Source organism: Jeotgalicoccus sp. FSL K6-3177 (genome assembly GCF_038050175.1).
In the GTDB taxonomy this organism is placed as follows: domain Bacteria; phylum Bacillota; class Bacilli; order Staphylococcales; family Salinicoccaceae; genus Jeotgalicoccus; species Jeotgalicoccus nanhaiensis.
Map to the genome: position 1 here is coordinate 176,249 of NZ_JBBOSK010000001.1, position 25,803 is coordinate 202,051.

At 40.6% G+C, this 25,803-nt stretch carries 29 protein-coding genes; 18 read left to right on the forward strand and 11 right to left on the reverse strand.

Annotation, left to right across the window (positions count from 1 at the left end; genetic code table 11):
• Positions 1 to 5: 5 nt before the first annotated feature.
• From MHH58_RS00830 to MHH58_RS00840, 3 genes are read right to left on the reverse strand one after another with little or no spacing between them, the layout of a single operon-like run.
• The gene (locus MHH58_RS00830) at positions 6 to 1,055 is read right to left on the reverse strand and encodes a YkvI family membrane protein (protein ID WP_341344742.1); all 1,050 of its coding nucleotides are present in this window, start codon (positions 1,053 to 1,055) and stop codon (positions 6 to 8) included.
• 18 nt (positions 1,056 to 1,073) lie between these two features.
• Positions 1,074 to 2,180, reverse strand: coding sequence for an o-succinylbenzoate synthase (menC, locus tag MHH58_RS00835; RefSeq protein ID WP_341344743.1), 1,107 nt, complete (start codon positions 2,178 to 2,180; stop codon positions 1,074 to 1,076).
• Complete coding sequence (locus tag MHH58_RS00840; RefSeq protein WP_341344744.1) at positions 2,180 to 2,989, reverse strand: GNAT family N-acetyltransferase; 810 nt, start codon at positions 2,987 to 2,989, stop codon at positions 2,180 to 2,182. The genes menC and MHH58_RS00840 overlap by 1 nt, the downstream gene beginning before the upstream one ends.
• Positions 2,990 to 3,187: 198 nt before the next feature.
• Between MHH58_RS00840 and MHH58_RS00845 the strand changes: the two genes are divergently transcribed.
• The 8 genes from MHH58_RS00845 (at position 3,188) to MHH58_RS00880 (ending at position 10,188) form a co-directional block, all read left to right on the forward strand.
• Positions 3,188 to 3,628 carry a MarR family winged helix-turn-helix transcriptional regulator gene (locus MHH58_RS00845; protein WP_341344745.1) on the forward strand — a complete coding sequence of 147 codons (441 nt, stop codon included), beginning with the start codon at positions 3,188 to 3,190 and terminating at the stop codon, positions 3,626 to 3,628.
• 18 nt (positions 3,629 to 3,646) lie between these two features.
• Entirely contained in the window at positions 3,647 to 4,606 is a 960-nt protein-coding gene (locus MHH58_RS00850; protein WP_341344746.1) for a ring-cleaving dioxygenase, read from the forward strand.
• Between the two features lie 17 nt (positions 4,607 to 4,623).
• Positions 4,624 to 5,517, forward strand: a complete 894-nt coding sequence (locus MHH58_RS00855) for a VOC family protein (protein WP_341344747.1) — start codon at positions 4,624 to 4,626, stop codon at positions 5,515 to 5,517.
• 13 nt (positions 5,518 to 5,530) lie between these two features.
• The gene (locus tag MHH58_RS00860; protein WP_341344748.1) at positions 5,531 to 6,145 is read left to right on the forward strand and encodes a flavin reductase family protein; all 615 of its coding nucleotides are present in this window, start codon (positions 5,531 to 5,533) and stop codon (positions 6,143 to 6,145) included.
• An 18-nt stretch (positions 6,146 to 6,163) separates the two neighbouring features.
• Positions 6,164 to 6,757 carry an alpha/beta hydrolase gene (locus MHH58_RS00865; RefSeq protein WP_341344749.1) on the forward strand — a complete coding sequence of 198 codons (594 nt, stop codon included), beginning with the start codon at positions 6,164 to 6,166 and terminating at the stop codon, positions 6,755 to 6,757.
• Positions 6,758 to 6,921: 164 nt separating this feature from the next.
• On the forward strand, positions 6,922 to 7,626 hold the full coding sequence (locus tag MHH58_RS00870) for a gamma-glutamyl-gamma-aminobutyrate hydrolase family protein (protein ID WP_341344750.1): 705 nt from the start codon (positions 6,922 to 6,924) through the stop codon (positions 7,624 to 7,626).
• A gap of 84 nt (positions 7,627 to 7,710) precedes the next feature.
• Positions 7,711 to 8,418: a gamma-glutamyl-gamma-aminobutyrate hydrolase family protein gene (locus MHH58_RS00875; RefSeq protein WP_341344751.1), complete on the forward strand. Its 708-nt coding sequence runs from the start codon at positions 7,711 to 7,713 to the stop codon at positions 8,416 to 8,418.
• A gap of 99 nt (positions 8,419 to 8,517) precedes the next feature.
• Complete coding sequence (locus MHH58_RS00880) at positions 8,518 to 10,188, forward strand: ABC transporter substrate-binding protein (RefSeq protein WP_341344752.1); 1,671 nt, start codon at positions 8,518 to 8,520, stop codon at positions 10,186 to 10,188.
• A 40-nt stretch (positions 10,189 to 10,228) separates the two neighbouring features.
• Here MHH58_RS00880 and MHH58_RS00885 read toward each other — a convergent pair whose 3' ends face one another.
• Positions 10,229 to 10,909, reverse strand: a complete 681-nt coding sequence (locus MHH58_RS00885) for a phosphatase PAP2 family protein (protein ID WP_341344753.1) — start codon at positions 10,907 to 10,909, stop codon at positions 10,229 to 10,231.
• Positions 10,910 to 11,022: 113 nt separating this feature from the next.
• On the opposite strand from MHH58_RS00885, the gene MHH58_RS00890 reads away from it, so the two are divergent.
• Positions 11,023 to 11,655: a helix-turn-helix domain-containing protein gene (locus tag MHH58_RS00890; protein ID WP_341344754.1), complete on the forward strand. Its 633-nt coding sequence runs from the start codon at positions 11,023 to 11,025 to the stop codon at positions 11,653 to 11,655.
• A gap of 18 nt (positions 11,656 to 11,673) precedes the next feature.
• Entirely contained in the window at positions 11,674 to 13,026 is a 1,353-nt protein-coding gene (mgtE, locus tag MHH58_RS00895; protein ID WP_341344755.1) for a magnesium transporter, read from the forward strand.
• Between the two features lie 29 nt (positions 13,027 to 13,055).
• Here the strand turns inward: mgtE and MHH58_RS00900 are convergent, their stop codons facing one another.
• A complete protein-coding gene (locus MHH58_RS00900) occupies positions 13,056 to 14,087 on the reverse strand; it encodes a S66 family peptidase (protein ID WP_341344756.1) in 1,032 nt (343 codons plus the stop codon).
• A 137-nt stretch (positions 14,088 to 14,224) separates the two neighbouring features.
• Between MHH58_RS00900 and MHH58_RS00905 the strand changes: the two genes are divergently transcribed.
• Positions 14,225 to 15,007, forward strand: a complete 783-nt coding sequence (locus tag MHH58_RS00905) for a hypothetical protein (RefSeq protein WP_135097612.1) — start codon at positions 14,225 to 14,227, stop codon at positions 15,005 to 15,007.
• A 111-nt stretch (positions 15,008 to 15,118) separates the two neighbouring features.
• Here MHH58_RS00905 and MHH58_RS00910 read toward each other — a convergent pair whose 3' ends face one another.
• On the reverse strand, positions 15,119 to 15,691 hold the full coding sequence (locus MHH58_RS00910) for a thymidine kinase (protein WP_092595880.1): 573 nt from the start codon (positions 15,689 to 15,691) through the stop codon (positions 15,119 to 15,121).
• Between the two features lie 123 nt (positions 15,692 to 15,814).
• Here MHH58_RS00910 and MHH58_RS00915 point away from each other — a divergent pair, with 123 nt between their 5' ends.
• The 4 genes from MHH58_RS00915 to MHH58_RS00930 all read left to right on the forward strand — a co-directional run bounded on the left by MHH58_RS00915 (position 15,815) and on the right by MHH58_RS00930 (position 19,210).
• The gene (locus MHH58_RS00915) at positions 15,815 to 16,459 is read left to right on the forward strand and encodes a Crp/Fnr family transcriptional regulator (RefSeq protein WP_115884965.1); all 645 of its coding nucleotides are present in this window, start codon (positions 15,815 to 15,817) and stop codon (positions 16,457 to 16,459) included.
• 140 nt (positions 16,460 to 16,599) lie between these two features.
• Positions 16,600 to 18,453 (forward strand): heavy metal translocating P-type ATPase, encoded by a 1,854-nt coding sequence (locus tag MHH58_RS00920; RefSeq protein WP_341344757.1) that lies wholly within the window; start codon positions 16,600 to 16,602, stop codon positions 18,451 to 18,453.
• A gap of 91 nt (positions 18,454 to 18,544) precedes the next feature.
• Entirely contained in the window at positions 18,545 to 18,766 is a 222-nt protein-coding gene (locus tag MHH58_RS00925; protein ID WP_115884963.1) for a heavy-metal-associated domain-containing protein, read from the forward strand.
• Between the two features lie 93 nt (positions 18,767 to 18,859).
• On the forward strand, positions 18,860 to 19,210 hold the full coding sequence (locus MHH58_RS00930) for a zinc ribbon domain-containing protein YjdM (protein WP_135097617.1): 351 nt from the start codon (positions 18,860 to 18,862) through the stop codon (positions 19,208 to 19,210).
• 63 nt (positions 19,211 to 19,273) lie between these two features.
• On the opposite strand, the gene MHH58_RS00935 is transcribed toward MHH58_RS00930, so the two are convergent.
• From MHH58_RS00935 to MHH58_RS00950, 4 genes are all read right to left on the reverse strand, one after another.
• Positions 19,274 to 20,179 carry an iron-hydroxamate ABC transporter substrate-binding protein gene (locus tag MHH58_RS00935; protein ID WP_135097620.1) on the reverse strand — a complete coding sequence of 302 codons (906 nt, stop codon included), beginning with the start codon at positions 20,177 to 20,179 and terminating at the stop codon, positions 19,274 to 19,276.
• A gap of 94 nt (positions 20,180 to 20,273) precedes the next feature.
• Positions 20,274 to 21,305 (reverse strand): FecCD family ABC transporter permease, encoded by a 1,032-nt coding sequence (locus MHH58_RS00940; RefSeq protein WP_341344758.1) that lies wholly within the window; start codon positions 21,303 to 21,305, stop codon positions 20,274 to 20,276.
• Complete coding sequence (locus MHH58_RS00945; protein WP_341344759.1) at positions 21,302 to 22,357, reverse strand: FecCD family ABC transporter permease; 1,056 nt, start codon at positions 22,355 to 22,357, stop codon at positions 21,302 to 21,304. Before MHH58_RS00945 ends, MHH58_RS00940 begins: the two co-directional genes overlap by 4 nt.
• Positions 22,350 to 23,153, reverse strand: a complete 804-nt coding sequence (locus MHH58_RS00950) for an ABC transporter ATP-binding protein (protein WP_341344760.1) — start codon at positions 23,151 to 23,153, stop codon at positions 22,350 to 22,352. The genes MHH58_RS00945 and MHH58_RS00950 overlap by 8 nt, the downstream gene beginning before the upstream one ends.
• Positions 23,154 to 23,311: 158 nt before the next feature.
• On the opposite strand from MHH58_RS00950, the gene MHH58_RS00955 reads away from it, so the two are divergent.
• A complete protein-coding gene (locus MHH58_RS00955; RefSeq protein WP_341344761.1) occupies positions 23,312 to 23,683 on the forward strand; it encodes a YbgA family protein in 372 nt (123 codons plus the stop codon).
• Positions 23,684 to 23,695: 12 nt separating this feature from the next.
• Here MHH58_RS00955 and MHH58_RS00960 read toward each other — a convergent pair whose 3' ends face one another.
• Positions 23,696 to 24,178: a CHAP domain-containing protein gene (locus tag MHH58_RS00960; RefSeq protein ID WP_341344762.1), complete on the reverse strand. Its 483-nt coding sequence runs from the start codon at positions 24,176 to 24,178 to the stop codon at positions 23,696 to 23,698.
• Between the two features lie 166 nt (positions 24,179 to 24,344).
• Here MHH58_RS00960 and MHH58_RS00965 point away from each other — a divergent pair, with 166 nt between their 5' ends.
• Together MHH58_RS00965 and MHH58_RS00970 are read left to right on the forward strand one after the other, a co-directional pair.
• Positions 24,345 to 25,205: a fructosamine kinase family protein gene (locus MHH58_RS00965; RefSeq protein ID WP_341344763.1), complete on the forward strand. Its 861-nt coding sequence runs from the start codon at positions 24,345 to 24,347 to the stop codon at positions 25,203 to 25,205.
• Positions 25,206 to 25,213: 8 nt separating this feature from the next.
• Positions 25,214 to 25,801: a class I SAM-dependent DNA methyltransferase gene (locus tag MHH58_RS00970; protein WP_341344764.1), complete on the forward strand. Its 588-nt coding sequence runs from the start codon at positions 25,214 to 25,216 to the stop codon at positions 25,799 to 25,801.
• The last annotated feature ends 2 nt before the right edge of the window (positions 25,802 to 25,803 follow it).

Here is a 25,803-nt window from a genome sequence, read left to right on the forward strand (position 1 = left end):
AAGGATTAATTGTTTTGCGGCTTCCGGAGCCATGCAGCAACAGCGAGGATAATCAGAACAAACCCAAGGTAACCCATTACTACGTAAACGCTGCCGACAAGTGTTGTGAAGCCGATAAGACTTGCAATAAAACCGAGTATGCCGATAACAATGACGGCAGGACGATAAGATTTACTTTCAGGTGCTATAAAACGCACGGTAAATGAGTACAGCATTCCAACAGCGGTATTATAAATCATACCGAGCAGTGCAACGGCTGTAAGCAGACCGATCACAGGATGTATCTGATTGGCGAGTTCCAGAGTAGGCATATCTTTTCCTGCTACGACATCAATGCGTGCAAACATACCGATATGAATCAGGATAATCAGTATACCGAGCATCAGTCCGCCGAGCACTCCGCCCATGCCGGCAGCTTTTTTGTCTTTTTCATTTCCCGTCATAATAATAAGGAGTGCTGCTCCCGCGGCTAAGTTATAAGACACATATAGAAATGCCCCTAACAGCCAGTTTGATGCTGCTGACGGTTGCTGTTTTGCCAACTCATCAGCTTCAGCAATTGATAAATCCATTGAAAAAATAGAATAAATCAAAATCACAAAAATAACAGCGATTAAATAAGGTGTAATAGTAGCGATGATGCCGATTATCTTATTGGTATTAAGAAGCAATGTCAGGATAACAGCAGCTGTCATAATAATGCTTCCAGCTACAGCAGTAATGCCGAACATCTGGTTAAATGTTGATCCTGCACCGGCAAACATCACTACCGCGACACCAAACAGGAAAAATGTAATAACGATATCAAGGACAGGGCCGATGAATTTACCGCCTATGTAGTACAGTACTGTCTTGTGGGAATTGGCTCTTAAGTTCGTGCCAAGCTTGGCGAATGTGTAGCCGAGAAAAATAAACAGCAACGTTGTAACAATTCCTCCGGCTGTTCCCCATATCCCAAAACTGGTAAAGTACTGCATGACTTCCTGCCCGGAAGCAAAACCTGCACCGACGATAAGACCGACAAAGGCACTTCCTATCTGGAAACTTTTTTTCATAGTAATCGTTCCTTTGTTTTATTTATATTCTTTTTTTGCAACGGTGTAGGATTCAACAGTATCGCGATTAACTGTATAACCGATGCCTGCAGTTTCCGGGACCTCGATAGAACCATTTTCTGCGATGACTTCAGGTTCGATAATATCTTTTTCAAAGTAGCGGCTGGAACTGGCTGTATCACCCGGTAAAGTGAAGTTTTCAAGAGTGGTCAGTGCAACGTTATGTGCTCTTCCAACACCGGATTCAAGCATGCCTCCGCACCAGACAGGAATATTATTTTCCTTGCAGTAATCGTGAATTTTAACAGCTTCAGTTAAACCGCCGACACGTCCGATTTTAATATTGATAATTTTAGTACTGCCGAGCTCTACAGCTTTTCTTGCATCTTCAAGGGAGTGAATACTTTCATCGAGACAGATCGGTGTTGCCAGTTCCTGTTGCAACTGAGCATGGTCGATAATGTCATCTGAAGCGAGAGGCTGTTCAATCATCATTAAATCAAAGTCGTCCAGTTGTTTTAATAACTCAGTATCTGCCAGCCTGTAAGCAGAATTAGCATCAGCCATAATTGCAACATCAGGAAATGTTTTACGCAGCGTGCGCATCACTTCTACGTCCCAGTCCGGTTTAATTTTAACTTTGATGCGTTTATAGCCTTCCTTAACAAAACCATTTACAATATCCACAAGTTCTTCAATAGAATTTTGGATGCCGATACTGATACCGACATCGATATTTTTTCTTGTGCCGCCAAGAGCATGAGCTAATGACTGGTTTGTCTGCTGGGAGTAAATATCCCAAATTGCACCTTCCAGAGCAGACTTAGCCATATTATTTTTGCGGATAGCTGAGAAAATCTCATTAACTTCACTTGGATGGCTGATTTCTTTATGTAAAATAAGCGGGATTAAAAAGTCCTCCAGCATATGCCAGTTCGTCTTTACTGTTTCTTCACTGTAGAAAGGTACATTGAATGCTACCGATTCACCCCAGCCGATTGTTCCATTCGCATCAATTGCTTCAAGAAGTAAAAACTCTTTTTTGTCAAATGTTCCAAAACTGGTTGTGAATGGTGCTTTCATATCCATTTCCAAATGTCTGATAACGATATGTTCAATTTTCATTATTTATGTCCTCCAAGATTTAATGTATTCTCTTTTACAAATATGTAGGTTGCAGTATATTTTCCGGGAATTAAATGCACTGCAGCATATCCTGCTCTAAAAAGATTCTGAAATATCTTTCGGGTCAGCATTCTCCATTCCATTGCAATTTCCTGATTTTCAGATTTTATATGCTGGAAATCCTTAGGGACTTCAAAGCCGTAAATATCCTCGGTCAATTGTTCCTCGTGAAACACAGTGCAGGAAGGAAGACCATTGTTAATATTTACTTCGTTGAGCGGCACTGCATTTTTGTAATTTACAGTTTCAGCTTCTCTAACATGGCCGCTTGATATATGCCAGTGAACTTCGAAACGGTCGGATGGCAGTCCTTTGTTCAAACCGTCTTTCATCTCTCCGTAAGCATTCTCCATGTAAACAGAGCATATACCCTTCAGCTTAGTTAAATTCAAATATGCATTACGTGTTTCCAGCGGATCGTATGTCCAGTGTATTTCTGAATAGCCTTTTCTAATCGCTATTTCCTGCTGCTGTCTTTTCAGCTGTTCCCCTATTTTTTTGGAACGATATTCTTCTTCTATCCCGAGCATATGGGAGCAAAGATATGTTTGACTGTCTTTAAAACCGGCAAAACCGTAACTGAAACCTATAATTTCCTTCTTGTCAAAGGCACCGATAATTATGCCGCCGTTTTTAACTGCTGTCAGCGTTTGATGTATTGGCAGCGGCGGCATATCCCAGACATTCCGTTCTATTTTTTCAAGCTGTTCAAGATCTTTTATCGTCGTTAATTCTCTCAGTGCAATCATTTCAAACCCTCTTTATATAGAAAATTAATTTTTTCATAACATTAGCATAACTATTATTCGAATACAATAAATATTCAGATAACATACAGTATATCAGAGGTAATATATAAAGCTTGATATTTCGAAATCTAAGTATTATACTATATATAGATTAAATTTAATATACTTAAAACTGAACTAATTGAAGGAGGTGCAGACATGAATGAAAAAGAAGCACGTATAAAAGCATTTACTGTTTTTATAAAGTCCTCGCAATCCGTACAAAAACTTATTAAACAGGATTTTTTAAAGAAAGAAATTAACCTTAATGAATATGCAGTGATGGAATTGTTGTATCACAAAGGAGATCAGCCTATCCAGTCCATCGGCAAAAAAATACTGATGGGCGGCGGCAGTATTACCTACGTTATAGATAAGCTTGAAAAGAAAGGTTTTTTATACAGAAATCCCTGTCCCGAAGACAGAAGAGTAATGTTTGCATGCATTACAGATGATGGTAAACAGTATATGGATACAAGAGTCGTAGAACAGGAGGCTCTCATCAATACGATATTTGATGAGTGGGATGACCATGAAGTTGAAGATGCGATTAATTTATTAAAACGAATCGGTCTGCACGCTGAAAGTTTACTCAAATAAAAACCGGAGGAAGATATTATGACTAATGAAAATTTAAAAGGAATACACCATGTAACAGCAATGACAGACAATGCGATGAGGAATTATAAATTTATGACGGAAGTTGTCGGTATGCGTTTAGTTAAGAAAACAGTGAACCAGGATGATATTCAGACTTATCATACGTTTTTTGCGGATGACGAAGGTTCACCTGGTACTGATATGACATTCTTTGACTTCCCAAATAATCCTAAAGGGTCGAGAGGCACAAACTCAATTTCAAGAACCGGTCTCAGAGTGCCAGACGATGCAGCTTTAGAATATTATTTAAATCGTTTTGAAGAAAATAATGTTAAACATGATGGTATTCAAGAGCTGTTCGGAAAAAAAGTACTGCCATTTGAAGAAGCTGACGGCCAGAGATATCAGCTATTCTCTGATGAGAACAACGAAGGGGTGGCACCAGGTAAACCATGGAAAAATGGTCCTGTACCTGAAGATAAAGCAGTCTACGGTCTTGGACCGATTGAAATTACCGTAAGCTATTACGATGATTTTAAAAAAATACTTCAGGATGTATACGGCATGAAACCTATTATTGAAGAAGACAACGTAACGCTGTTAAACGTCGGAGAAGGCGGCAACGGCGGACAGGTAATCCTTCGTAGAGATGAAGGTGCTGAAGGACGTCAGGGCTACGGTGAAGTTCACCATGTATCATTCAGAGTGGAAGATCATACGGCACTTGCAGCATGGGAAGAAAAATACCGCAAGATGGGACTTGGCAACTCAGGACTTGTAGACCGTTTTTACTTTGAAGCATTATATGCCCGTATCGGTCACATTTTGATTGAACTGTCTACAGACGGGCCGGGATTCATGGGCGACGAGCCTTATGAAACATTAGGCGAAAGTCTGGCCTTGCCTCCATTCCTTGAACCTAAACGTGCACAAATTGAAGCTGCAATCAGACCGTTTGATACGAGAAGAAATAAATAATAAAGGGGAAACCGTAAATGGAAGCAATTAAAAGAATTCATCATATTACCGCAATTGTCGGGGATCCGAATGAAAATATAAAATTTTACAGAGATGTACTCGGTTTAAGACTCGTTAAGCAGACAGTTAACTTTGATGATCCAGGAGTTTATCATTTATATTTTGGAGATTATAACGGCAGTCCGGGGACGATTATTACTTTCTTTAACTGGGTGGTCGACAGACCGGGAGTAAAAGGCAGCGGCCAGGTCGGCAGAATTGCTTTCAGAATTCCTAAAGGCAGCATGACTGAATGGAATAATCATTTGAAAGAGCAAAACATAACAACTGAAATCACTCAGCTGTTCGGACAGGATACTCTTCAGTTCGATGATGTCCACGGCTTGGAACTTGCTTTAGTTGAAGGCGAGAAAGAGGCTGACAAGAAAAATATTACCGGTTTTCATGGTGCTGTATTACTGTCGGGTAACCCGGACGGTACGAAAGAACTGCTCGTACGTACGATGGGCTTAAATGAGCTGAATATAAATGACAGAAACTACCACTTCGAAACAGCCGGCGAGGAGCAGCATCACATCATTACTGAATTGCCGCCAAAACCGAGAGGCAGATTCGGAATTGGTACAGTACACCATATTGCGTGGTCTGTGCCGAATCTGAAAGTTCTGGAAGAATGGCAAACATTGCTGCAAGGCAAAAGTTTCGGTGTTACTGAAGTCAGAGACAGAAACTACTTTAAATCTATTTATACAAGTGAACGAGGCGATGTTGTTTTTGAATTCGCGACTGACGAACCGGGATTCGATGTAGATGAAGACAAGTCGAAACTTGGATCTTCACTGCAGCTGCCGCCTCAATACGAACACAAAAGAGAAGAGTATGAAAGAACAATGCCGAAGTTAAACCTTTAAGGGGCGATATAATATGTTCAGTTTTTCAAAAGATGATTTAACAACTAAAGAGAAAAATAAAATACTCATAGGAACTGTAGTGCCGAGACCTATAGCTTTAGTATCGACGGAATCTGAAGAGGGTGTAGTTAATATTGCTCCCTTCAGCTATTTCAATATCGTCACTTATAAGCCGGCTATACTGTCGATTGCCGTGCAAAGAACGAACGGCAAGCAGAAAGACACAGCGAGAAATATTACAGCTGGAAAAGAAGCGGTGGTTCATGTTGTCGATATATCTAATGTGGAGCTTGCTAACATTACAGCTGCAAGCCTCGCACCTGAAGACAGCGAATTAAATTATGCGGACTTTACACCGGTTAAATCTGTATCGGTTCGGCCGCCAGGCTTGAAAGAAGCGAAAGCGAGATTCGAAACGAGTCTTTACGATACAAAGATAATTTATGACGGCGATGAACCGACAGCGGATGTTTTATTTTTAAAAATTGAACATTTTCATCTGGATGAATCAGTTTATGATGAGGAGAAAGGCTATATAGACGTTGCGGAACTCGGTGCAGTCAGCAGACTGGCCGGCAATGACTATGCGGAAATCGGAAGAATGTTTACAATCGACAGACCAAAATAACTTTTAGGAGCGATATATATGGAATATATTTATAACGAGAATAGAAAGGGAGCCCCGGTCTTCGTATTACTCCACGGAACAGGCGGTACTGAGACGGATTTACTGCCGCTCGCGAGCGCTTTAAACCCCGAATATAACATTCTCAGTATACGCGGGAATGTAAAAGAAAACGGCATGAACCGTTACTTTAGACGTCTCGGAGAAGGTAATTATGATTGGGAGGATCTGGAATTCCGAGGCAAAGAACTGTATGAATTTATTGCGAAAAAAGCACAAGAATACGATTTTAAATTAGAAGATGTCATCTTTGTCGGATTTTCAAACGGTTCGAACATTGCAATCCAGCTGATGCTGCAGCAGGAAGGTAAATTTAAAAAAGCAATGTTGTTTGCACCGTTATATCCAACAGACCTTGAGAGGCAACACGACTTCAGCGATGTTAAAGTATTTCTGTCATTAGGTAAAGGAGATCCTATCGTACCAGAGTCTGAGAGCGAGAGAGTAATCAAATTATTTGAAGATCGTAACGCCGATGTAACGACTGTATGGGTGAACGGACATACATTGCCTCAGGAAGCTCTTATTGCAGGAAAAGAGTGGCTGAATCAGTAAACTTAAAATATTCAGAGCGCATACCCTTAAAGGTGTGCGCTCTGTTTATATATAAGGAAATAATGTTAGAGATTTCATCTCTTTAAAATTCCAAATGATTGAAAAGCATTAAAAGTGGCTATATATAGAGTATGTTAAAGTTCAATCACGAAGGAGCAATAGATATGAAGCATCCAGTAATAGGAATCACAACTTTTATTGGTAAGAATAATCAAGAAGTACCGAAGAATTTTATAGATGTAATCAGTGAAGAAGGGGGCATCCCTATGCTGCTCCCTGAAATTGAAAATGAAGAATTAATCAGGGAACAGGTTATGAACATCGATGCCTTACTTTTAACAGGGGGTGACGATGTTGATCCTGCACTTTACGGAGAAGATCCTCATCAGAGTCTTGCTAACGTCGAGCCTGAACGGGATAAATATGAGCTGAAACTGATTGATTATGCTTTGGAGCGCGGCATCCCGATTCTAGGTATATGCCGGGGTTCGCATATGCTGAACGTTCATGGCGGCGGTACTGTTTATCAGGATATTTACAAACAGATTGATGCCGACTTAATTAAACACCAGAGACATGATAAGCAGGAGCATTTTACACACAAAGTAAATATTCAGGAAGGAACAAAAATGCGTGAAATAGTCGGAGAGGCTGAGATTTTTACAATCAGTAATCATCACCAGGCTGTTAATAAAGTCGCAGATAATTTCAAAGTGGCTGCAAGAACTAATGACGGTATTGTCGAAGCCATAGAGAGTAAGGAGCCAGGATTTTTAATCGGTCTTCAGTGGCACCCGGAGGATCGTTATCATACCGATGATGCCTCAAAAAATATAATAAACAAATTTGTAGAAGCAGCCAGAGTTTAAGGGCTGCTTCTTTTTTTAAGGGTAGAAAATTTAATATGTTCTGATAGTATCTAAGGTAAATATTAATACAGGGGGAAAGAACATATGACATCACCAATAATTGGGGTCACGACTTTTATCAGCAGTGATGGTCTCAGACTGCCGGAGACATACAGCACAGCGATAGCAGGTGAAGGCGGAGCCCCGACAATACTCGCTAAAGTAGAAAATGAAGCATTAATCAAAAGACAGATTGAAAGTATTGATGGGCTGCTGCTTTCAGGAGGAGATGATATTGAACCGGCGTTTTTCGGCGAAAGTCCACATCAGAAAATGGGTGCTATAGAACCGGGGCGGGACTTATACGAAATGAAGCTGATAGAATATGCGCTTGAAGCAGGAAAGCCTATTCTTGGTATATGCCGCGGTGCGCAAATACTAAATGTGCAGCAGGGCGGCACAATATATCAGGATATATATTCTCAGCACGGAGACAGTACGATAAAACATAATCAGGATGCAGCGAAAGATTATTTATCGCATAATATATCTGTTGCAGAAGGTACAAAATTGCATGCAATACTTGGGGAAACAGAAATCAGAACAAACAGTTTTCATCACCAGGCGAATAAATGGGCCGCGGATAGTCTGACAGTTTCTGCTATGGCGGAAGATGGTATTATAGAAGCCGTTGAAAGCAAAGAACATAAGTTTGTACTTGGCGTGCAGTGGCATCCGGAAGGCAGCTATTTAAAAGATGAATCTTCGAAGAAAATATTCAGAGCTTTTATAAAAGCAGCAGCTGGATCATAAGATAAATTTACAGAATTTTTAAATTATGGTTTGAAATTACGACTTCTGAAAGGTATACTCATTTGTAAGCGTATACAGATAAAGGGGATGAAGTGATTTATGCAGAAAAAGCTCTGGTCTTTGATGATTTTCACGATGATTTTAGTTTTGGCAGCCTGTACAGATGACAGTGACGTGGACGAAGCTGCTGAAGGGGATTCAGAAACAGCAGCAGGTGGCGGGGATTTAGTCATCGGAATGATTAATGAGGCAGTTTCACTGGATCCTCACGTATCGAATGATATTCCGTCAGCTCAGCTGCGTACTCAGATTTTTGACACGCTGGTAGAACAGAATGTCGACATGGAATTTGGGGAAGGACTTGCAACATCTTTTGAACAGGATGATGATCAATGGACTCTTCAGCTGAAAGAAGATGTTACCTTCCATAACGGCTCAGATTTTACTGCAGAAGATGTTGAAGCAACCCTCGACCGTGTAATGGATCCTTCGGTCGGTTCATCCGTTGCTTTTATGTTTGAAATGATTAACGATATTGAAATTGTAAATGATCATGAAATTGTCTTTACGACGGATTATCCATTTACACCGCTGCCGAGTCATCTGGCGCATAATACAGCGGGAATCTTAAGCAAGGAGGTCATCGATGAAGATTATCAGAATGCTTTAGATGAAGCAGGCTCTGATGTTACGCTCGAAGAATATTACGAACTGCGTGAAGAAGGCGGAGATGAGTTCGAAGCGGTGTCTGAAGAAATCGGTTCTCATGTCGGTGCGATAATTTCCGAGAAACCTGACGGTACAGGACATTTGAAGTTGCAGGAACGTATACCGGGTAATGAAATCGTACTTGAGAAATTTGAAGATTTCCACGGCGGAGAACGTGAGTTCAATACTGTGACATACCGTGTTATTCCTGAGAACTCAGCACGTCTTGCCGAGCTTGAAACCGGCGGTATCGGCGTTACTGATAACGTCGATACAGAAGCGATGGACCGCGTTCGGGATCATGAAGATACAGATATTATCGACCAGGATGGCTTATCCATGACCTATGTTGCATTCAACTACGAGAAAGAGCCGTTTGATGATGAAAATGTCAGAAAAGCAATTTCTCATGCGATTGACAGAGAGCAGATTATCAGCGGTGTATTAAATGACCGCGGGCTTCATGCGAAGAACCATATTTCACCCTCAGTATTTGCACACAATGCTGATATGGAAGAAGTACCGTTTGATCTTGAATTAGCTAAAGACTATATGGCTGAATCCAGTGTGCCTGACGGTTTTGATACTGTGATTTGGACTTCTGATTCCGAACAGAACAGAGATATTGCTCTGATTATTCAGGAGTCATTAAGTGAACTTGGTATCAATGTTGAAATTGAACAATATGAACACGGAGCCTTTTTAGAAATGGCGGACCAGGGTGATCATGATATGTTCATGCTTCAGTGGATTACAGTTACCGGTGATCCAAACTACGGCCTGTATCCGATGTTCCACACGGACTCTGTAGGGTCGGGCAACCGCTGGAACTACTCTAATCCGGAACTCGACAGTTACCTTGAAGAAGGGCAGCAGACTTCCGGTGATGAAGAACGTATTGCAGCATATGCGACAGCACAGGAAATACTAATGGAAGATCTGCCGATTACACCGCTGTATTACGGTGAGCTCGGTATAGGGGTTAACAATACACTTGTAGAAGATGTTGAACTTGATCCCGTGGGAATCGTCAGAATTGAAAATGTAACATTCCCTGAATAAGACAGTAAAAAAAGCATTGCCGTAATCGGCAATGCTTTTTTTATTGGAAGAGGGAGGGGCTTTTATCTTGTATATTTTTACTGGACAGCCATGCTTGAAATTTTGTTCTGACAGACTGGTATAAAACGAGTGAGAAAAGCACACTGGCAGTACCGAAAGAGAAGCCGGCCAGAACGTCTGTTGGAAAATGGACTCCAAGATATATTCTTGAAGCCATCACAAACGAGATGAGGACAAACGCCAGAATACCAATCAGAACTCTTTTCCATAACGTATGGATTAACAATATAAGACTGACAGCTATCAGACCATAAAATACAGTAGATGCGGTCGAATGGCCGCTTGGGAAGCTTTGAGACGATTCAAAAGCGAGCCTTAAAAAATCCGGGCGGTCGCGGTCAACGATTAATTTTATGATGCTGACGAGAACTCCCGGACTCACAAACACTGTCAGTCCGAACCAAAATCCTGCAACGTACATTTTTCTGATGAACAAGATGATAACAGCGGCAAGAGTAAAGATAATAATTTCTTCTACTCCGCCAATATTAGTCAAAATCGATATGACAGAAGCTCCGGTTTCTGTAACGTTAGCCTGAAGAAGACTGATTAACGATAAGTCAATCTTTTCTACCCACCTGCTGCCCGTCATAACTCCGGCTGCAATGATTAAAAATATTATTAAAAAAATAAATGCTGTAATATTAAAAGTTTTTTTCATTTCTAATCTTCTTTCTTGTTTACGATAGATTTATCTAATCTAACATGTTGTTGACAATTTGTCATCATTCTAATAACATTCACTATGCTTATATAGAGAAGAGTGGTGATATTATGGATAATCAAAAAGAGCTGCAGAATTTTTTAAAAAATGAGGTTAAAAGCCGCAGTCTCTCGTTAAGAGAACTGAGTAAACTTACGGACATCGATCATGCAACGCTGTCTAAAATTATAAATGGCAAAAGGACAGCAAATTTAAATCATTTAAAAAAACTTTCAGAGAGTTTCGGAACAGAGCTGGAACAGTTATTAAAGATGGCAGGATTTACGGATTCTGAAAGTGATGAACTTAAACAGACGTGGAAAGCAGTACAAAAAGTCGTTCATGAACTGGGTGGAACGGATGAAGAAATTACTTACGAACGCGTCAATCAGGAAATCGAAGTTTTTAAAAAACGGAGTCAAACAATATCGGGTAAAGAAAAAATACGTAAAGAATTTAAAGCTAAGATGGAAAAAACATCGGGCATCGGCAAATATATAGATCAGCTGAAGGCAATGTACTGTCATTTTCTACAGGGGAACGGTCACCCTAGAGATCAAATATTAATTGGGGCAGCCCTGCTTTATTTTATCGTAACGACAGACCTGCTGCCAGACTATCTGCTGCCTGTCGGTCTTCTGGATGATGCATTTATTGTGCAGGCAATTTCACAGCGGCTGGAAAATAAAAATATACTGCTGTAGCTGAGGAGGCGGGAATAGATGGTTCAAAACTTACATCAGATTGTCCATAGCGTAACATATACACTGGAGCAGAAAGATGAACATGCATTTCAGGAAAATATTAAAGATTTACAAAAATATGATTTGACCCGGATATTTTTGGAGCTGTCTTCAGGGGAACAAAAATTATTTCTAGAATTTATATCGATTCATCAGCTGGCAGATATATTATCAGAACTGGATGGTGATAATCAGCGCAAGGTAATCGATATGATCAGTCCGCATACCGGAACGCTGGTCATCACTCAGATGAATAATGATGATTTAATTGAAATGCTCAGCAATCTCGGTGAAAAGAAAGCAACGGAACTTCTGTCAGATACAGATGAAGAGTTTTCTCAAGATATAGAAACATTGATGGAATATCCTCCGGAAACAGCCGGCCGGATAATGAATAACCAGATGGTTTGGATTAACAAATCCTATAGCGTGCGTGAAGCGGTGGACAAGCTGAAACATTTTGCGGAACTGGCAGAATATCTCAACTACCTGTATGTTATCGATAATGATAAAAAACTCGTCGGAGTGGTGTCTTACAGAGACCTGCTGCTCGCTGATTTACCGCAAAAAATAGAAGATATTATGAAAACGCGCATCGTTACAGTAGATGCAATGATGGATCAGGAAGAAGTAGCAAGAATAATTCAGCGTTATAATTTTGTAACAATCCCGGTCGTTGATGAAGAGGAAAGATTGCTTGGTATTGTTACAGTAGATGATATTTTGGATGTTGTCTATCAGGAAGCTGAGGAAGATATTGAGAAATTTTCTGCCTCAGGAAAGGCGATTGACTTTAACACGAAACCTTTTACTGCAGCGAAAAGAAGGCTGACGTGGCTAGTACTGCTGCTTTTTATCGGGATAGTATCAGGAAGCATTATTGCAAGTTTTGAAGAAACGCTTGAACAAGTTGTCGCGCTGGCCTTTTTCATGCCGATGGTTGCGGGAATGACCGGTAATACAGGGACCCAGTCACTTGCTGTCGTTATCAGGGGGCTGACGAAAGAGCGCGTAAATACAAAACAGGTGCTGAAGCTTTTGTATAGAGAATTAAGGGTCGGTATAATTATCGGTCTGACTTGCGGAACACTCATTTTTGTTATTGCCTACCTTTGGCAGGGCAGTGCAATTTTAGGTTTAGTTATTGGCACATCGCTGCTATGCACTTTGATTATCGGAACACTGGCAGGTACGATTATACCGCTTGTGCTGAACCGTTTAAATGTCGACCCTGCTGTAGCATCAGGACCTTTAATCACAACAATTAATGATATACTTTCTTTATTAATTTATTTTGGAATCGCAACAGCATTCTTATCTCATTTAATGTGAAAAATCCGAAGAGGTTCCTCTTCGGATTTTTAATCTTTTACTGCACTTTCCAATATTTTAAAGGTGAGATTCTCCGTATCTATTTCAGCCTCGAGACCGTATGGAATAATGGATTTCGGTTCATTATGACCGAAGCTGCCGTTATACAGCACCGGCAGGTCACTTCGTCCAGCTTCGGTGAGTATACGTCGCCATGATTCTTTATATTCAGTGTAATAGCGGCCATCCTGAGGACGTCCGATAACTATGCCGTTAATATGCTCAAATATACCGATAACAGACATAGCACGTAAATAATCTTCAAATATTTCTGGATCAAGATAACATTCAGAGGTTTCAAAGAATAATATCGCATCTTTAAAATCACTTAATTCAGGGAAATATTTTGTGCCGCGTAAATTATTAAAGACTTCCAGACAACCGCCGATTAAATGACCGCGGCCTTTACCAGAAGCGCCGATACTTTCATAGCCAGGATTATTGTCTTTTGGACGTTCGGTACTTTTGTTTTCGGAATCCCAGCTGAGTCCGATTTTTCTAATATGCGGAGAAGTCTTAATTTCACCAATCGGTTCAGCTGAAAACCATGTTTTCTCAATTGAGTTCACAGTATACTCATCCATGGCGATATTTTCAGCGAAATCGGTTAATAGAGCAGGACCGTAACTCGTCGATATACCGTGCTTATAAAAGAATAAATGGTTCGCTGTTGTATCGGAATAACCTGTGAATATTTTCGGATTATTTTGCAGTGCATCGGTGTCTACAAACGGCAAGATACGCACTGTTTCATTACCGCCGATTGCACAGATAATTGCCTTAACAGAGTGATCTCTTAGAGCTTCATTTAAATCCTCTGCTCTTTTCTCAGGATGGTTATAAACGTAATCAAGACCCTTCAAGGCATGAGGCATTACTTTTACTGTTAAGCCGAAAATACTCTCCAGCCGCTCGATCCCCTGTTCAGTTCTCCATCTTATATCTTCTTCACCTGCGAGTCCGCTCGATAAAGATACGAGTGCAACTGTATCACCAGGCTGTAATTTACTAGGTTTAATCATAAGATCGCCTCCAAAGTATTTTCCAACAGTATAGCAAAGAATAAGTAATTAGTTACTAAATATATCAGTTTGCTATTCGTTCGCTTAAATTTTATAATTAAGAAAATGTTACGAATTTGTGAATGGAGTGTAAATGAATGAGAAAACTTAAATTACTATCTGTATTATTTATTAGTTCTATTATATTAAGTGCGTGCAGTAACACTAACCCTTTTGATGAGCTTGCTGATGAAATTAACAGCTGGCTGGGTGCAGACAGCACGAACACAAGTGAAAAAAGCACTGATCCTGAGGAGGAAACTGAGAACAATACCGATACCGAAAGCAATAACGAAGCAGATAATGATACTGCTGGTGACACTGAAGATATTGAAACTTTGGACTACAGTCACTTAATGAATCAAGGTGAGGCAGTTACACTCGATGAAGGCATGCATGAAGTCGGTAAAGATATCGAGCCTGGCCGCTATGTCATTACAGCAGACTCAGGATACGGCAATATATATGTTAAGAACGAAGAAAATCGCGGAGGCTTCAATGAAACGTTAGCAGGAGAGTCGGATAGTCCTGAAGGTCAGACGACTAAAATCGTTGGATTTCTTGACGAAGGATATTCAGTTGAGATAGCTAATTTTGAGCAAGCAACATTCACTCCGTATGAAACAGTATCTGTGGAAACAATTTTTCCTGGCCAGTGGGTAGCCGGTGAAGATTTCCCTGCAGGTGTATATGATGTGAGTGTGCCTGAAACTGAAGAAACAGGATCGCTTGAGGTGTCATCACATCCTGATTATAATAAATCGCGACATACACTGGGGAATGCAAAATATGATGGCATGACTGAGTTTACGATGTCCTTTGAAGATGGAGATATTGTGAACTTGAGATATGTGCCAGAGGTAACATTAACAGAAAGGTAGCACGTTATATCAGCGTTATTAACATCAAACAAGGAGTAACGCATAGCGTTACTCCTTGTTTGATTTCTAGTAGAAGTGCTTTAGTTTCACGGGAAACATTATATAATTTTACTAGATCAGTTCAAGACGTTCTTTATAGCACTTTCGGCAAACAGGAACATATTCTTCGTCGCCAATCTGAATAGATTCTCCAACGTTAATTGGATTTCCGTTATGGAGCCTCATATTAAGAGTCGCTTTTTTATTGCAGTACTGGCAAACTGTTTTCAGTTCGTCGATAGCATCAGCAAGTTCAAGTAATATACGGCTGCCTTCGAATAGTTCATTTCTAAAATCTGTTTTTAAACCAAAGGCAATAACAGGAATACCCAGGTGATCCGGAATGTCGCTCAAGTTATGAATATCTTTCTTCGATAAAAACTGGGCTTCATCGACGAGAACAACATGTACTTCTTGTTTATCATGTTCCTGTTTTACTTTGTCGAAAATATCATCTGTTATATATTCAGCGTCAAGTTCAAGACCGACTCTGGATTTAATTTTTTTATGTCCGCTTCTTGAATCAATAGGTGTTGTATATGCCAAGCAGCGTTTCCCCTGGGTCGTGTATTGATGGTGTGTCGTAATAATCTGGTTGCTTTTGTTACTTTGCATTGTGCCGTAGCGGTAGTAGAGTTTTGCCATAAGTATCCCCTATCATCTCGTAATCAGCATCAATTTTAACATGGATTTTGCTTTTATATATTATTAATTTTCCCGTGATATAATCGAAGCAATCAGATTAATCACTTTGGAGGGAGAAGTAACATGGAATTAAAGGGGCATGAACGGTGCGTCAGCAGAGTTCCGATTTTCAGCCATCTGGAATTGGATGAACTGGAAGAAGTGTTTCAGAGAATTAATCATCAGAGTATGAAAAAAGGCGAGTATCTTTTTATGGCCGGTGACCGATCGTCTTCACTATTTGTCATACATAAAGGTAAAGTGCGGATTTACCGTTTAAATGACAACGGGGAGGAGCAGTTAATCAGAGTGCTGACTCACAGTGACTTCACAGGCGAGCTTTCCCTTTTTAGTGCTGATGAAGAGAGTAAATCCTATGCAGAGGTGCTGGAAGATGCAGAAGTATGCCGTATTAACCGTGAGGATATATACGGACTGATGCAGAAATATCCGAATATCAGTATTAAAATCATTGAGAGTTTTGCAGAAAGATTGAATGATTCAGAATCTCTGACTACAAATATTTCCCTATTAAACAGTAGAGAAAAATTAATCGAGTATATTCGTACACATACAAAGAACGATAAACTGGTCTTGACGATGACTAAAAAAAATCTCGCTTCATATTTAAGTATGCAGCCTGAGACACTGACTAGAACGTTTAAGAAGCTGGAAAATGAAAGTGTCATTAAGAAAATTAATAATAAATCCTACGATATTTTAAAATAGATAAATTAAGTAGAAAGTTCCCGGAAACGGGAACTTTTTTGTATTCTTGACCCCGGTCAATTTCTATTAGTACTAAAGCCTGTAACATTATAAATGAATAGACGTCGGAAAATATTATAAAAGAGGGAAGGAGATTTACAATGATCAGGTTTATATTTAAACAGGAAAACAAGATTACTCTTATTGCATTTATTTTAATCGCAGCGGGTCTTATATTAAGATTTTCAGGCAATACTGATGCAGGAAATACTGCCTTAATCGGCGCAACGGTTATCGCTGTGCTGCCGATCAGTATTAAGGCTTATCAGGCAGCACGGATGAAGCTGTTCAGTATTGAATTACTGGTAATTATCGCCGTTATTGGAGCGTTATTTATTGGAGAATATGTCGAGTCTTCAATCGTTACATTTTTATTTCTGTTTGGTAGTTACTTAGAAGCGAGAACTCTTGAAAGAACCCGTTCTTCAATTAAAGAATTGACTGAGATGGCACCGCAGGAAGCTAATTTAATACTTACTGATGGCAGCCGGAAATTAATAGATGTATATGATGTAGAAATCGGTGACAAAATAGCAATACTTCCGGGCGGAATGATTCCGGTAGATGGCAAAGTGATGAGAGGCGAAGCAGAAGTTAATGAAGCAGCTGTGAGTGGTGAATCAATTCCAGTATCGAAAATTACTGGTGACCAGGTTTTAAGCGGCACGATTCTGGACTCTGGGTACTTGGAAATAACAGCGGAAAAAGTAGGAGACGATACGACGTTTTCAAAAATTATAGAACTTGTTGAAGAAGCACAGGATAGTAAATCAAATGCAGAACGGGTTCTCGACAGATTCGCTCAGTACTATACTCCCGGAGTTTTAATACTTTCGATAATCGTCTGGTTCATTACGAAAGATTTTCACCTTGCAATTACCTTCCTTGTGATTGCATGTCCGGGAGCGCTTGTTATCGGTGCACCGGTCTCAAACGTTGCTGGTATAGGAAACGGCGCGAAAAACGGCTCACTTATTAAAGGTGGAGAAGTTATTGAAAAACTGTCTAAAGTCGATACACTGGTTTTTGATAAAACAGGTACATTGACGAAAGGACGTCCGGAAGTAACAGATTTTAAAGTGTTTGCTGGAGATGAAATAGAACTTACAGGTTTGATAGGAAAACTTGAAACGGCATCTGAACATCATCTTGGGAGAGCAATAGTCGAGTATGCAGAAAAAACGTCGGATCTTTCAGCTTATATAATGGAGCAAGCATCCGGTGTTAAAGGCCAGGGGATTGAAGGTACTATAAGTGATCATTCAATCGTTGCAGGGAACAGAAAATTGTTAAGAGAAAACGGCATCGATATACCGACTGATATTGAAACTTACGCACTTGAACGTGAAAAGAAAGGGAATACTGCGGTGTTTGCAGCAGTAGATTCGAAACTAACAGCAGTAATATCTATTGCTGATAAAATCAGAGACGATGCAAAAGAAGCTCTGGCAACAATGCGTAACAACGGGATTAAACATGTCGTTATGCTGACAGGTGATAACCGTCATACAGCAGCAGCAGTCGCAGCTGAACTCGGTATTGACGAAGTACACGCTGAGCTGTTGCCGGAGGATAAAGTAACGCATGTGAAAAGTCTTAAAGGAGAAGGCAGAATGATTTCTATGGCAGGAGACGGAATTAATGATGCACCGGCTATAGCAACAGCAGACGTTGGACTAGCTATGGGGAAAGGTGGTACGGATATTTCGATGGAAACAGCGGACGTAGTGCTGATGGCGGATAAACTTTCGCAGTATGCACACGCACTGTCGTTATCTAAAGGAACGATGCACAACATGAAACAAAACATCATTATCGCACTCGTTACAGTAGCATTACTCCTCGTTGGAGTGCTGATGGGTGGTGTTAACCTGGCTATAGGAATGTTTGCCCATGAAGCGAGTGTGCTGATCGTTATACTCAACGCGATGAGGTTAATAAAATTTAAACCGTAAAAATTGATGCAGGTCAATTTTAAATAGGCAGGTTACTAATATAATGAGGGTAGAAGATAAAAGGAAAACAAAAAAACGGGAGGAATATATTATGAATAAAGTAACGATGCAACTTGAAACATTGAGCTGTCCGACATGTATTAAGAAAATAGAAGGTGCACTGACGAAAACAGATGGTGTTGAATCCGCTAAACTGTTGTTTAATGCGAGCAAAGCGAAAGCGGAATATGATCCGGAGAAAGTAACATCAGCAGAACTGAAAAATGTTATTGAGAATTTGGGCTATGAGGTACTGAAGGTAAAAGAAGCATAATTATTAAGAAAGTCGGAGTTCATTTGAACCCCGGCTTTTATTTATAAAAAAATGTGGTATCTTTAAATTAATACAGTGATATGGGGGATTATAATGACAACATCATTACCAAATTGTCCGAGCTGCAATTCGGAATATACATACGAGGATGGGCCGCTCTTAATTTGTCCAATGTGCGCGCATGAGTGGACGCCTGAATCAGCGGAAGAAGAAGCGCTGGTGGCACTCGTAAACGATGCCAATGGCAACGTCTTGAATGACGGAGATATCGTGACGGTAATTAAGGATTTAAAAATTAAAGGTTCGTCCAATGTAATCAAGCAGGGAACGAAAGTTAAAGGTATCAGACTTGTTGATCCGGAAGATGGTCATGACATTGATTGTAAAATACCGGGTATCGGTCAGATGAATCTGAAATCTGAATTTGTGAAGAAAATAGATTAAGTTTAAAACTAGAAAATACGGTCCGGAACCTTTAGGTGAGGGAATCTGGACCGTATTATTTTTTTATTCCATTAAACCTTTGCTGTATATTTCAAGCAGATATTCCAATGTTGTTGGATCGCTGTAGCTGGATGCTGCAGTATCGATTTCAATAACGTTGTCATTTTGTACAGCTGGAATCGACTGCCATACTTCACTTTCAGTAAACGACATATCTGTTTCCTCGCCGCGGCTTAAGACGATGTAATCACCTGCATACTCAGCCAGTACTTCCTGAGATATTTCATAATATCCATCTGCAGATACAGCTTCATTTACGTTTTCAGGCATCTTTAAATCCATGGCCTGATATAAAATCTCCGTGCCTCTGCCCCAAGCTTCCCCAAACAGATAAAACCCTTTGCCGTCTGTTTCAATTACAGTAACAGTCATATCTTCTCCGTGTTTTTCTTTAATCTGGTCGCCAATTGCTTTGGCACGTGTTTCGAAGTCCTGAGCCCATTCACGTGCCTCATCTTCTTTGCCGACAAGTTTCCCAATCTCAATCTGCTGTTCCAGGTAATTTAATTTACCCCATGTATAAGTGACAGTGGGCGCAATTTTCTCAAGCTCGTCCAGATTTTCCATATTAGCACCTGCAATAATTAAATCGGGATCTTCAGCTAAGATACTTTCAGGTTCAGCTTCTGTGACCTGTGCAGCATCTGTCAGATCTTCTTCAAATAACGGATTTGCTTTCGACCACTGGTCGACACCGGCCATTTCAATATCGAGAGCATGTAAGTTTGGAGCATATGATAAAGCAACAATGCGTTCCGGATTTTCAGGAACTTCTACAGGACCGAACTCAGACTCATATGTAACAGTTCCTCCAGCGGAAGAGGTATCATCTGAAGCTTCTTCTGAACTGCATGCACCAAGAGCAAAAGACATTAACAGCAACACGATAAAACTAAAATATTTCTTCATAATTCTTCTCCTTTTTCAGCTAATTGAGATAGATTCTCAATGACTGTTTATTATATAATCCGGCTGTTTACAGCCGGATTAGGAATGCTGATGGTTAATCATTTAATTTTGCTAAAAGATACAGAAAATATGGCGCACCGATAATAGCAACGACCACACCGGTCGGTATTTCAGCGGGCTGAAGTATAACGCGGCCGATTGTATCCGCTGTTAATACGAGCACAGCTCCGACAAGCGCGCAGATTGGAATGACATACTTATGCTTATTGCCGACCAGTCTTCTAGTCATATGCGGGGCGATTAAACCGACGAAGCCGATGCCGCCACTGACCGAGACACTTGCTGCAGCAAGTCCTACCGCTGCAGCAAGCAGAATTCTGCGTTCCTTCTCAAGGTCCATGCCTAAACTGACAGCAGTATGGTCTCCGAGATTTAACACGTCTAACACCCGGGATTTCATGTAAACGAACGGGATAAGAATAAGAAGCCATGGCAAGAGTGCCAGCACGAAATTCCAATTTGACCCCCAGATGCTGCCGGCAAGCCATGTAGCAACAAAGTCGTATGTTCTCGGATCAAGTTTCAGTGTCAGAACAATCATAAGAGCACTAATTCCCGCAGCTACAGCAACTCCGACGAGTATTAAACGTATAGGAGATACGCCTTCATCTTTCTTGTAAGAGAAAGCATAGATAATAACAGCGGCGGCCCCAGCACCAGCAAACGCCAGCACCGGCATAATGAAAACAGAGTTGCCTAGCTCTGTTGAAAAATAAGATACAAAAAGCATTACTGCAAGGCCTGCACCAGCATTAATCCCGATAATTCCCGGATCAGCTAGCGGATTTTTAACGATTCCCTGCAGTACGGCGCCAGATACTGCAAGACCCATGCCAATAAGCACGGCGATAGTAATTCTCGGCAGACGGAATTCAAACAGTAAAAGCTCGTCCCGCGGAGTACCGCTGCCGAAAATTGTTTTCACTACAGTGCCGGGATCGATGCGTATAACACCTGTATTTAAACTGATAAGAAATAAAATGATCAGCAGGATAATAAATATACATGCGATGATTCCAGCACGCCGCTGTTTTTTAATAAGTCCTTTGGGCTTGTAGTGGTTCATATCGCTTTACCTCCTTTACGTGCAAGGTATAAGAAGAAAGGTACACCGATTAATGAAATAAGAGCACCGATGGGTATTTCAAAGGGAGCATTCAAAGTCCGTGCGAGTAAATCAGCAAGAACGACAAGAATCGCACCGACAACTGCACTGACCGGTATTATCCAGCGGTAGTCATAACCGACAAGTTTACGGGTCAGATGCGGTACGATTAAACCGACGAAACTGACAGCGCCGACGACTGAAACTGCGAGTCCGGCAAGTACGACTATAATGCCCGCACTGATGAATTTTGTTCTGACTGTACGTTCTCCGAGACTGACTGCAACCTCTTCCCCGAGACTTAGTATTGTAATAGATTTTGAAATGCGCATCGCTGCAAATAACATAATAATAACGATAGGCGTTATGACAAAAAGATGACTCCAGCGCGTTCCTGAAACACCTCCGGCATACCAGAATGCCATATCCTGTCCGACATTAAAGTAAAGAGCAATACCTTCACTCAGTGCTGTCAGCAGGGCTGTAACAGCAGCTCCTGCCAGCACCAGACGCAGCGGTGTTAAACCGTTTCTGCTCATGGAACCGACACCGTAAACGATACCCGCACCAAGCGCCGCTCCGAAAAATGAGAGAAGTACAACATAGACATAAGGCAGGCCGGGGAAAAAACTGAGACTGATTGCGAGCATCATAACTGCGCCGGCATTCAGTCCGAGCAGACCGGAATCTGCGAGCGGATTCCGAGTCATCCCCTGCATTAATGCTCCCGCCACACTGAAAGCAGCTCCGACAATCGCTGCACCGATAATTCTCGGAAATCTGAGTTCCCATATTATCTGATGCTGTGTGACGGATTCATCGAAGCTGAAAAGAGCGCTCCATATTGTCGATAAGTTTATATCGGCTGCTCCAAGCGAAATAGACACTGCAAATGCACAGAGCAGAAAAACCAGCCCGCCGGAGATGATTATCGTTCCGCGTACAGGTTTTGCAGTATTTTTAACTGCTTTTACTTGTTCTTTATCTGTTAAATTCGAATTGAACTTACTCATAATTTTTTTCCTGGCTGCTTAAATGATAAGAGGTGAAAATCGGATGATTGCTGTAAGGGCACTGCTGAATATCGGCTTCGATATTAAACAATGTTCTTAAATTATCGTGAGTCATCACTTCAGCAGGAATACCTTTTGTAATCAGTTTGCCGTCCTTCATTGCAATCATATAGTCAGAAAATCTTGAAGCGAGATTTAAATCGTGAAGCACCATAATAATTGTCCGATGTTCTTCGATATTTAGCTTTTGCAGCAGCAAGAGAATATCGAGCTGGTGAGCGAGATCGAGATATGTCGTCGGTTCATCGAGTACAAGTGTTTCTGTACCCTGTGCCAGGGACATCGCAATCCAGACACGCTGACGCTGGCCGCCTGACATATCGCTGATTTGACGATCGGCGAAATCTTTAAGACTCGTGACTTCGATCGCCCAGTCAATATACTTATAATCTTCTTTGCTGAGAGACCCGAGAGCTTTTCTGTATGGAAAGCGGCCGTAGGAAACCAGTTCGAAAACGGTCAAACCGTCTGGCGATTCGGCAGTCTGCGGCAGAATAGCCATCTGCTTGGCGATTTCTCTCGTGTCGAGAGTATTAATTGCTTTGCCATCAAGCAAAATAGTGCCTTCTTCAGCTTTTAATATACGGGACACTGTTTTTATCAATGTAGACTTTCCGCAGCCGTTCGGACCTATAATAGTTGTTATTTTATTTTTTGGAATAGTAACGCTTAAGTTATCTATTACTGAACGGTTGTGATAGCCAACCGCTATATTATTTATTTCAAGTGCGTTCAACACAGTCACCTCTCATATAGGAGACCCCCATTGCAATTGAGAATCGTTATCACTCTGAAAGTTTATGCTAATATTATAAGATTGTCAATATAATCTGTATAACGATTTGAAAAGGGGTAAAAGATAATATTAACTATCAGCAAAAAAGGAGTAATTTTATGAAGCGGCGTGCACTGATGGAGAATTTGTGGGCAAAAGAAAAATACAGAGTGATGATGCATTCTCAAGGACATTACAATTTAATCAGAAAAGAATTAAAGCAGGATATAGAAATGGAACGGTTAGAAACTTTAATCGGCCAGGCACTAGAAAAAACACCTGACCCTGGAGCAGTCATCAATACGTTTCAGCATATGTGGGGATATTTTAAAAAAGTGTGCAGCGAGAAAGAAAGGCGCGAATATATGCGTTTGAAAGAAGAGTACATACACAATCTAAATAGGCCTGACGACTTGTTTTCGTTTATTAGAAAGATGGCAAATAAATACAAAGTGAAATATCTTCAGAACTCCACAATTTTATACAAATAAACTATGGCATTATTACTCCGGATTCGCATGTTTATTTACTTTAGGATGGATATAGTTATAATCAGCAATCTCTTCTGCAAGAATAGTGCGTTCAGTTATCTCATACGGTTTACGGAGGTTCATTTCTGAAATTTCGAATGAACCGTCATTATTGACAGATTCTATATAGGCGACATGCCCGATCTCTCCTCTTTCAGTCTGCATTAAGGCACCTTTTGCTGGTGTTTCATTTACAGTGTAATCCTCTCTTTCAGCGCGGTCTGCCCAGTGTTCTGCATCGCCCCATGAACGTTCTATCATCATGCCGTCATCTTTCACTTTGTTAAACACGTAATACGTACATTCTCCCTGGTCATATGTATTATTTTTCATAGGGTCAGGTGTCAATATTATGCCCAACTCTTCTATTAAACCGTTCTCAGTTCTTGTATCTGCATAGACCAATCCGCAGACAGCGGCAATTATAAGCAAAGAAATAAGTGCAAATCTCTTCATGAAAAGTCTCCTTTCTTACGTATAACGCATAGTGTTATAAAATAATGCTTAGCGCTATAAGCATTGTTAGATCAGTCTTTTGTCCCAAAGAGCAAGTGAGGACGTTTTACATATATTTTAAAGGAAATATAAAAAAGTAGAAAGTTTAAAGAAAGGGAGTTGTTTTATGGATGAACAATGGACGGCAGAGCTGCCGATAAAAAATATTAAAAGTATAACATCGGTCAGCGGCGGAGATGTAAATGAAGCGTACAAAATAGAAGCGGATGATAAAAAGTATTTTCTCCTGGTGCAGCGGGGGCGCGATGAAGATTTTTATGCTGCTGAAATTGCGGGGCTGCAGGACTTTGAAAAAGCAGGTATTACAGCACCGAGGGTCGAAGAGTCCGGCCAAATTTCAGGCGATGCGTATCTGCTGCTCAGCTATTTGGAAGAGGGAGTATCAGGCAGTCAAAAGGATTTGGGAGAGATGGTAGCAAAACTTCATCTGACTCATCAGGAAGAGGGGAAGTTCGGCTATCATTTGCCATATGAAGGCAGCGATATAAGATTTGAAAACGGCTGGTTTAATTCCTGGAGCGACTTATTTATGGATCAGCGTCTTTCGCAGCTGCACGAAGAGATTTTAAAAAGGAACTTGTGGAGCAAACAGGAGAATAAAACCTTTAATACCGTGCTGGAAGTAATTAGTGAAGAATTAAATAATCACAGCAGTGAGCCGTCGCTGCTTCACGGAGATTTATGGTCCGGGAATTACATGTTTTTAGATGACGGGCGTCCTGCTTTATTTGACCCTTCTCCATTATACGGAGATCGGGAATTTGATCTAGGAGCTACGACTGTCTTTGGAGGCTTTGGTCAGGAGTTTTACGAAGCATATAATGATGTATATCCACTTGATGCAGGCGCGGCAATGCGTATAGAGTTTTATAAACTGTATCTGCTTCTCGTTCACCTAGTGAAGTTTGGAGACGTGTATCTCGGCAGCGTAAATAGTACAATGAAACAGATATTAAGTAAAAGGTAGGAGATTATATGTCAGAGAATGTGTTCGATAGAATGGCAGGGAAATACGATAAGGAAGAAAGAATTGCCTTAGCAAATACCATCGCAGCGGAAATGAAAAAGTATTTCCCACATGATGCCAATAATATATTACTGGATTATGGATGCGGTACGGGACTGATTGGACTGCAGTTCAAGGATGACTTTAAAAAGCTGATTTTCAGTGATATTTCCGGGGAAATGTTAAAAGTTGTTGATGAAAAAATCGAAGCGCACAAAATTGGAAATGCTGAAACTAAACAGACAGAAGAGCTCGGCAGCGAAGAAGCTGATGTAATTATTGTATCGCTCGTAATGCTCCACGTGCCTGAGTTCAGAGAATTGATTAAAAAATTATATGATATTTTAAATGAATCCGGACAGCTGATTATTGCTGATTTTGATAAAAATGATTCAGTTTATCATGAGAAAGTTCATAATGGATTTACACATGATGAGATGAGATTTGCTTTAGCTGACGCAGGTTTTAAAAACATTGATATTAAAACCTTTTACCATGGAGAAAAAATCTTCATGAAAAAAGATGCTTCCATGTTTATCGCGAATGCCCGAAAATAGAC

Coding starts and splice junctions, on each gene's coding strand:
- MHH58_RS00830 (WP_341344742.1), bottom strand. CDS start 1,055: ATGAAAAAAAGTTTCCAGATAGGAAGTGCCTTTGTCGGTCTTATCGTC.
- menC (WP_341344743.1), bottom strand. CDS start 2,180: ATGAAAATTGAACATATCGTTATCAGACATTTGGAAATGGATATGAAA.
- MHH58_RS00840 (WP_341344744.1), bottom strand. CDS start 2,989: ATGATTGCACTGAGAGAATTAACGACGATAAAAGATCTTGAACAGCTT.
- MHH58_RS00845 (WP_341344745.1), top strand. CDS start 3,188: ATGAATGAAAAAGAAGCACGTATAAAAGCATTTACTGTTTTTATAAAG.
- MHH58_RS00850 (WP_341344746.1), top strand. CDS start 3,647: ATGACTAATGAAAATTTAAAAGGAATACACCATGTAACAGCAATGACA.
- MHH58_RS00855 (WP_341344747.1), top strand. CDS start 4,624: ATGGAAGCAATTAAAAGAATTCATCATATTACCGCAATTGTCGGGGAT.
- MHH58_RS00860 (WP_341344748.1), top strand. CDS start 5,531: ATGTTCAGTTTTTCAAAAGATGATTTAACAACTAAAGAGAAAAATAAA.
- MHH58_RS00865 (WP_341344749.1), top strand. CDS start 6,164: ATGGAATATATTTATAACGAGAATAGAAAGGGAGCCCCGGTCTTCGTA.
- MHH58_RS00870 (WP_341344750.1), top strand. CDS start 6,922: ATGAAGCATCCAGTAATAGGAATCACAACTTTTATTGGTAAGAATAAT.
- MHH58_RS00875 (WP_341344751.1), top strand. CDS start 7,711: ATGACATCACCAATAATTGGGGTCACGACTTTTATCAGCAGTGATGGT.
- MHH58_RS00880 (WP_341344752.1), top strand. CDS start 8,518: ATGCAGAAAAAGCTCTGGTCTTTGATGATTTTCACGATGATTTTAGTT.
- MHH58_RS00885 (WP_341344753.1), bottom strand. CDS start 10,909: ATGAAAAAAACTTTTAATATTACAGCATTTATTTTTTTAATAATATTT.
- MHH58_RS00890 (WP_341344754.1), top strand. CDS start 11,023: ATGGATAATCAAAAAGAGCTGCAGAATTTTTTAAAAAATGAGGTTAAA.
- mgtE (WP_341344755.1), top strand. CDS start 11,674: ATGGTTCAAAACTTACATCAGATTGTCCATAGCGTAACATATACACTG.
- MHH58_RS00900 (WP_341344756.1), bottom strand. CDS start 14,087: ATGATTAAACCTAGTAAATTACAGCCTGGTGATACAGTTGCACTCGTA.
- MHH58_RS00905 (WP_135097612.1), top strand. CDS start 14,225: ATGAGAAAACTTAAATTACTATCTGTATTATTTATTAGTTCTATTATA.
- MHH58_RS00910 (WP_092595880.1), bottom strand. CDS start 15,691: ATGGCAAAACTCTACTACCGCTACGGCACAATGCAAAGTAACAAAAGC.
- MHH58_RS00915 (WP_115884965.1), top strand. CDS start 15,815: ATGGAATTAAAGGGGCATGAACGGTGCGTCAGCAGAGTTCCGATTTTC.
- MHH58_RS00920 (WP_341344757.1), top strand. CDS start 16,600: ATGATCAGGTTTATATTTAAACAGGAAAACAAGATTACTCTTATTGCA.
- MHH58_RS00925 (WP_115884963.1), top strand. CDS start 18,545: ATGAATAAAGTAACGATGCAACTTGAAACATTGAGCTGTCCGACATGT.
- MHH58_RS00930 (WP_135097617.1), top strand. CDS start 18,860: ATGACAACATCATTACCAAATTGTCCGAGCTGCAATTCGGAATATACA.
- MHH58_RS00935 (WP_135097620.1), bottom strand. CDS start 20,179: ATGAAGAAATATTTTAGTTTTATCGTGTTGCTGTTAATGTCTTTTGCT.
- MHH58_RS00940 (WP_341344758.1), bottom strand. CDS start 21,305: ATGAACCACTACAAGCCCAAAGGACTTATTAAAAAACAGCGGCGTGCT.
- MHH58_RS00945 (WP_341344759.1), bottom strand. CDS start 22,357: ATGAGTAAGTTCAATTCGAATTTAACAGATAAAGAACAAGTAAAAGCA.
- MHH58_RS00955 (WP_341344761.1), top strand. CDS start 23,312: ATGAAGCGGCGTGCACTGATGGAGAATTTGTGGGCAAAAGAAAAATAC.
- MHH58_RS00960 (WP_341344762.1), bottom strand. CDS start 24,178: ATGAAGAGATTTGCACTTATTTCTTTGCTTATAATTGCCGCTGTCTGC.
- MHH58_RS00965 (WP_341344763.1), top strand. CDS start 24,345: ATGGATGAACAATGGACGGCAGAGCTGCCGATAAAAAATATTAAAAGT.
- MHH58_RS00970 (WP_341344764.1), top strand. CDS start 25,214: ATGTCAGAGAATGTGTTCGATAGAATGGCAGGGAAATACGATAAGGAA.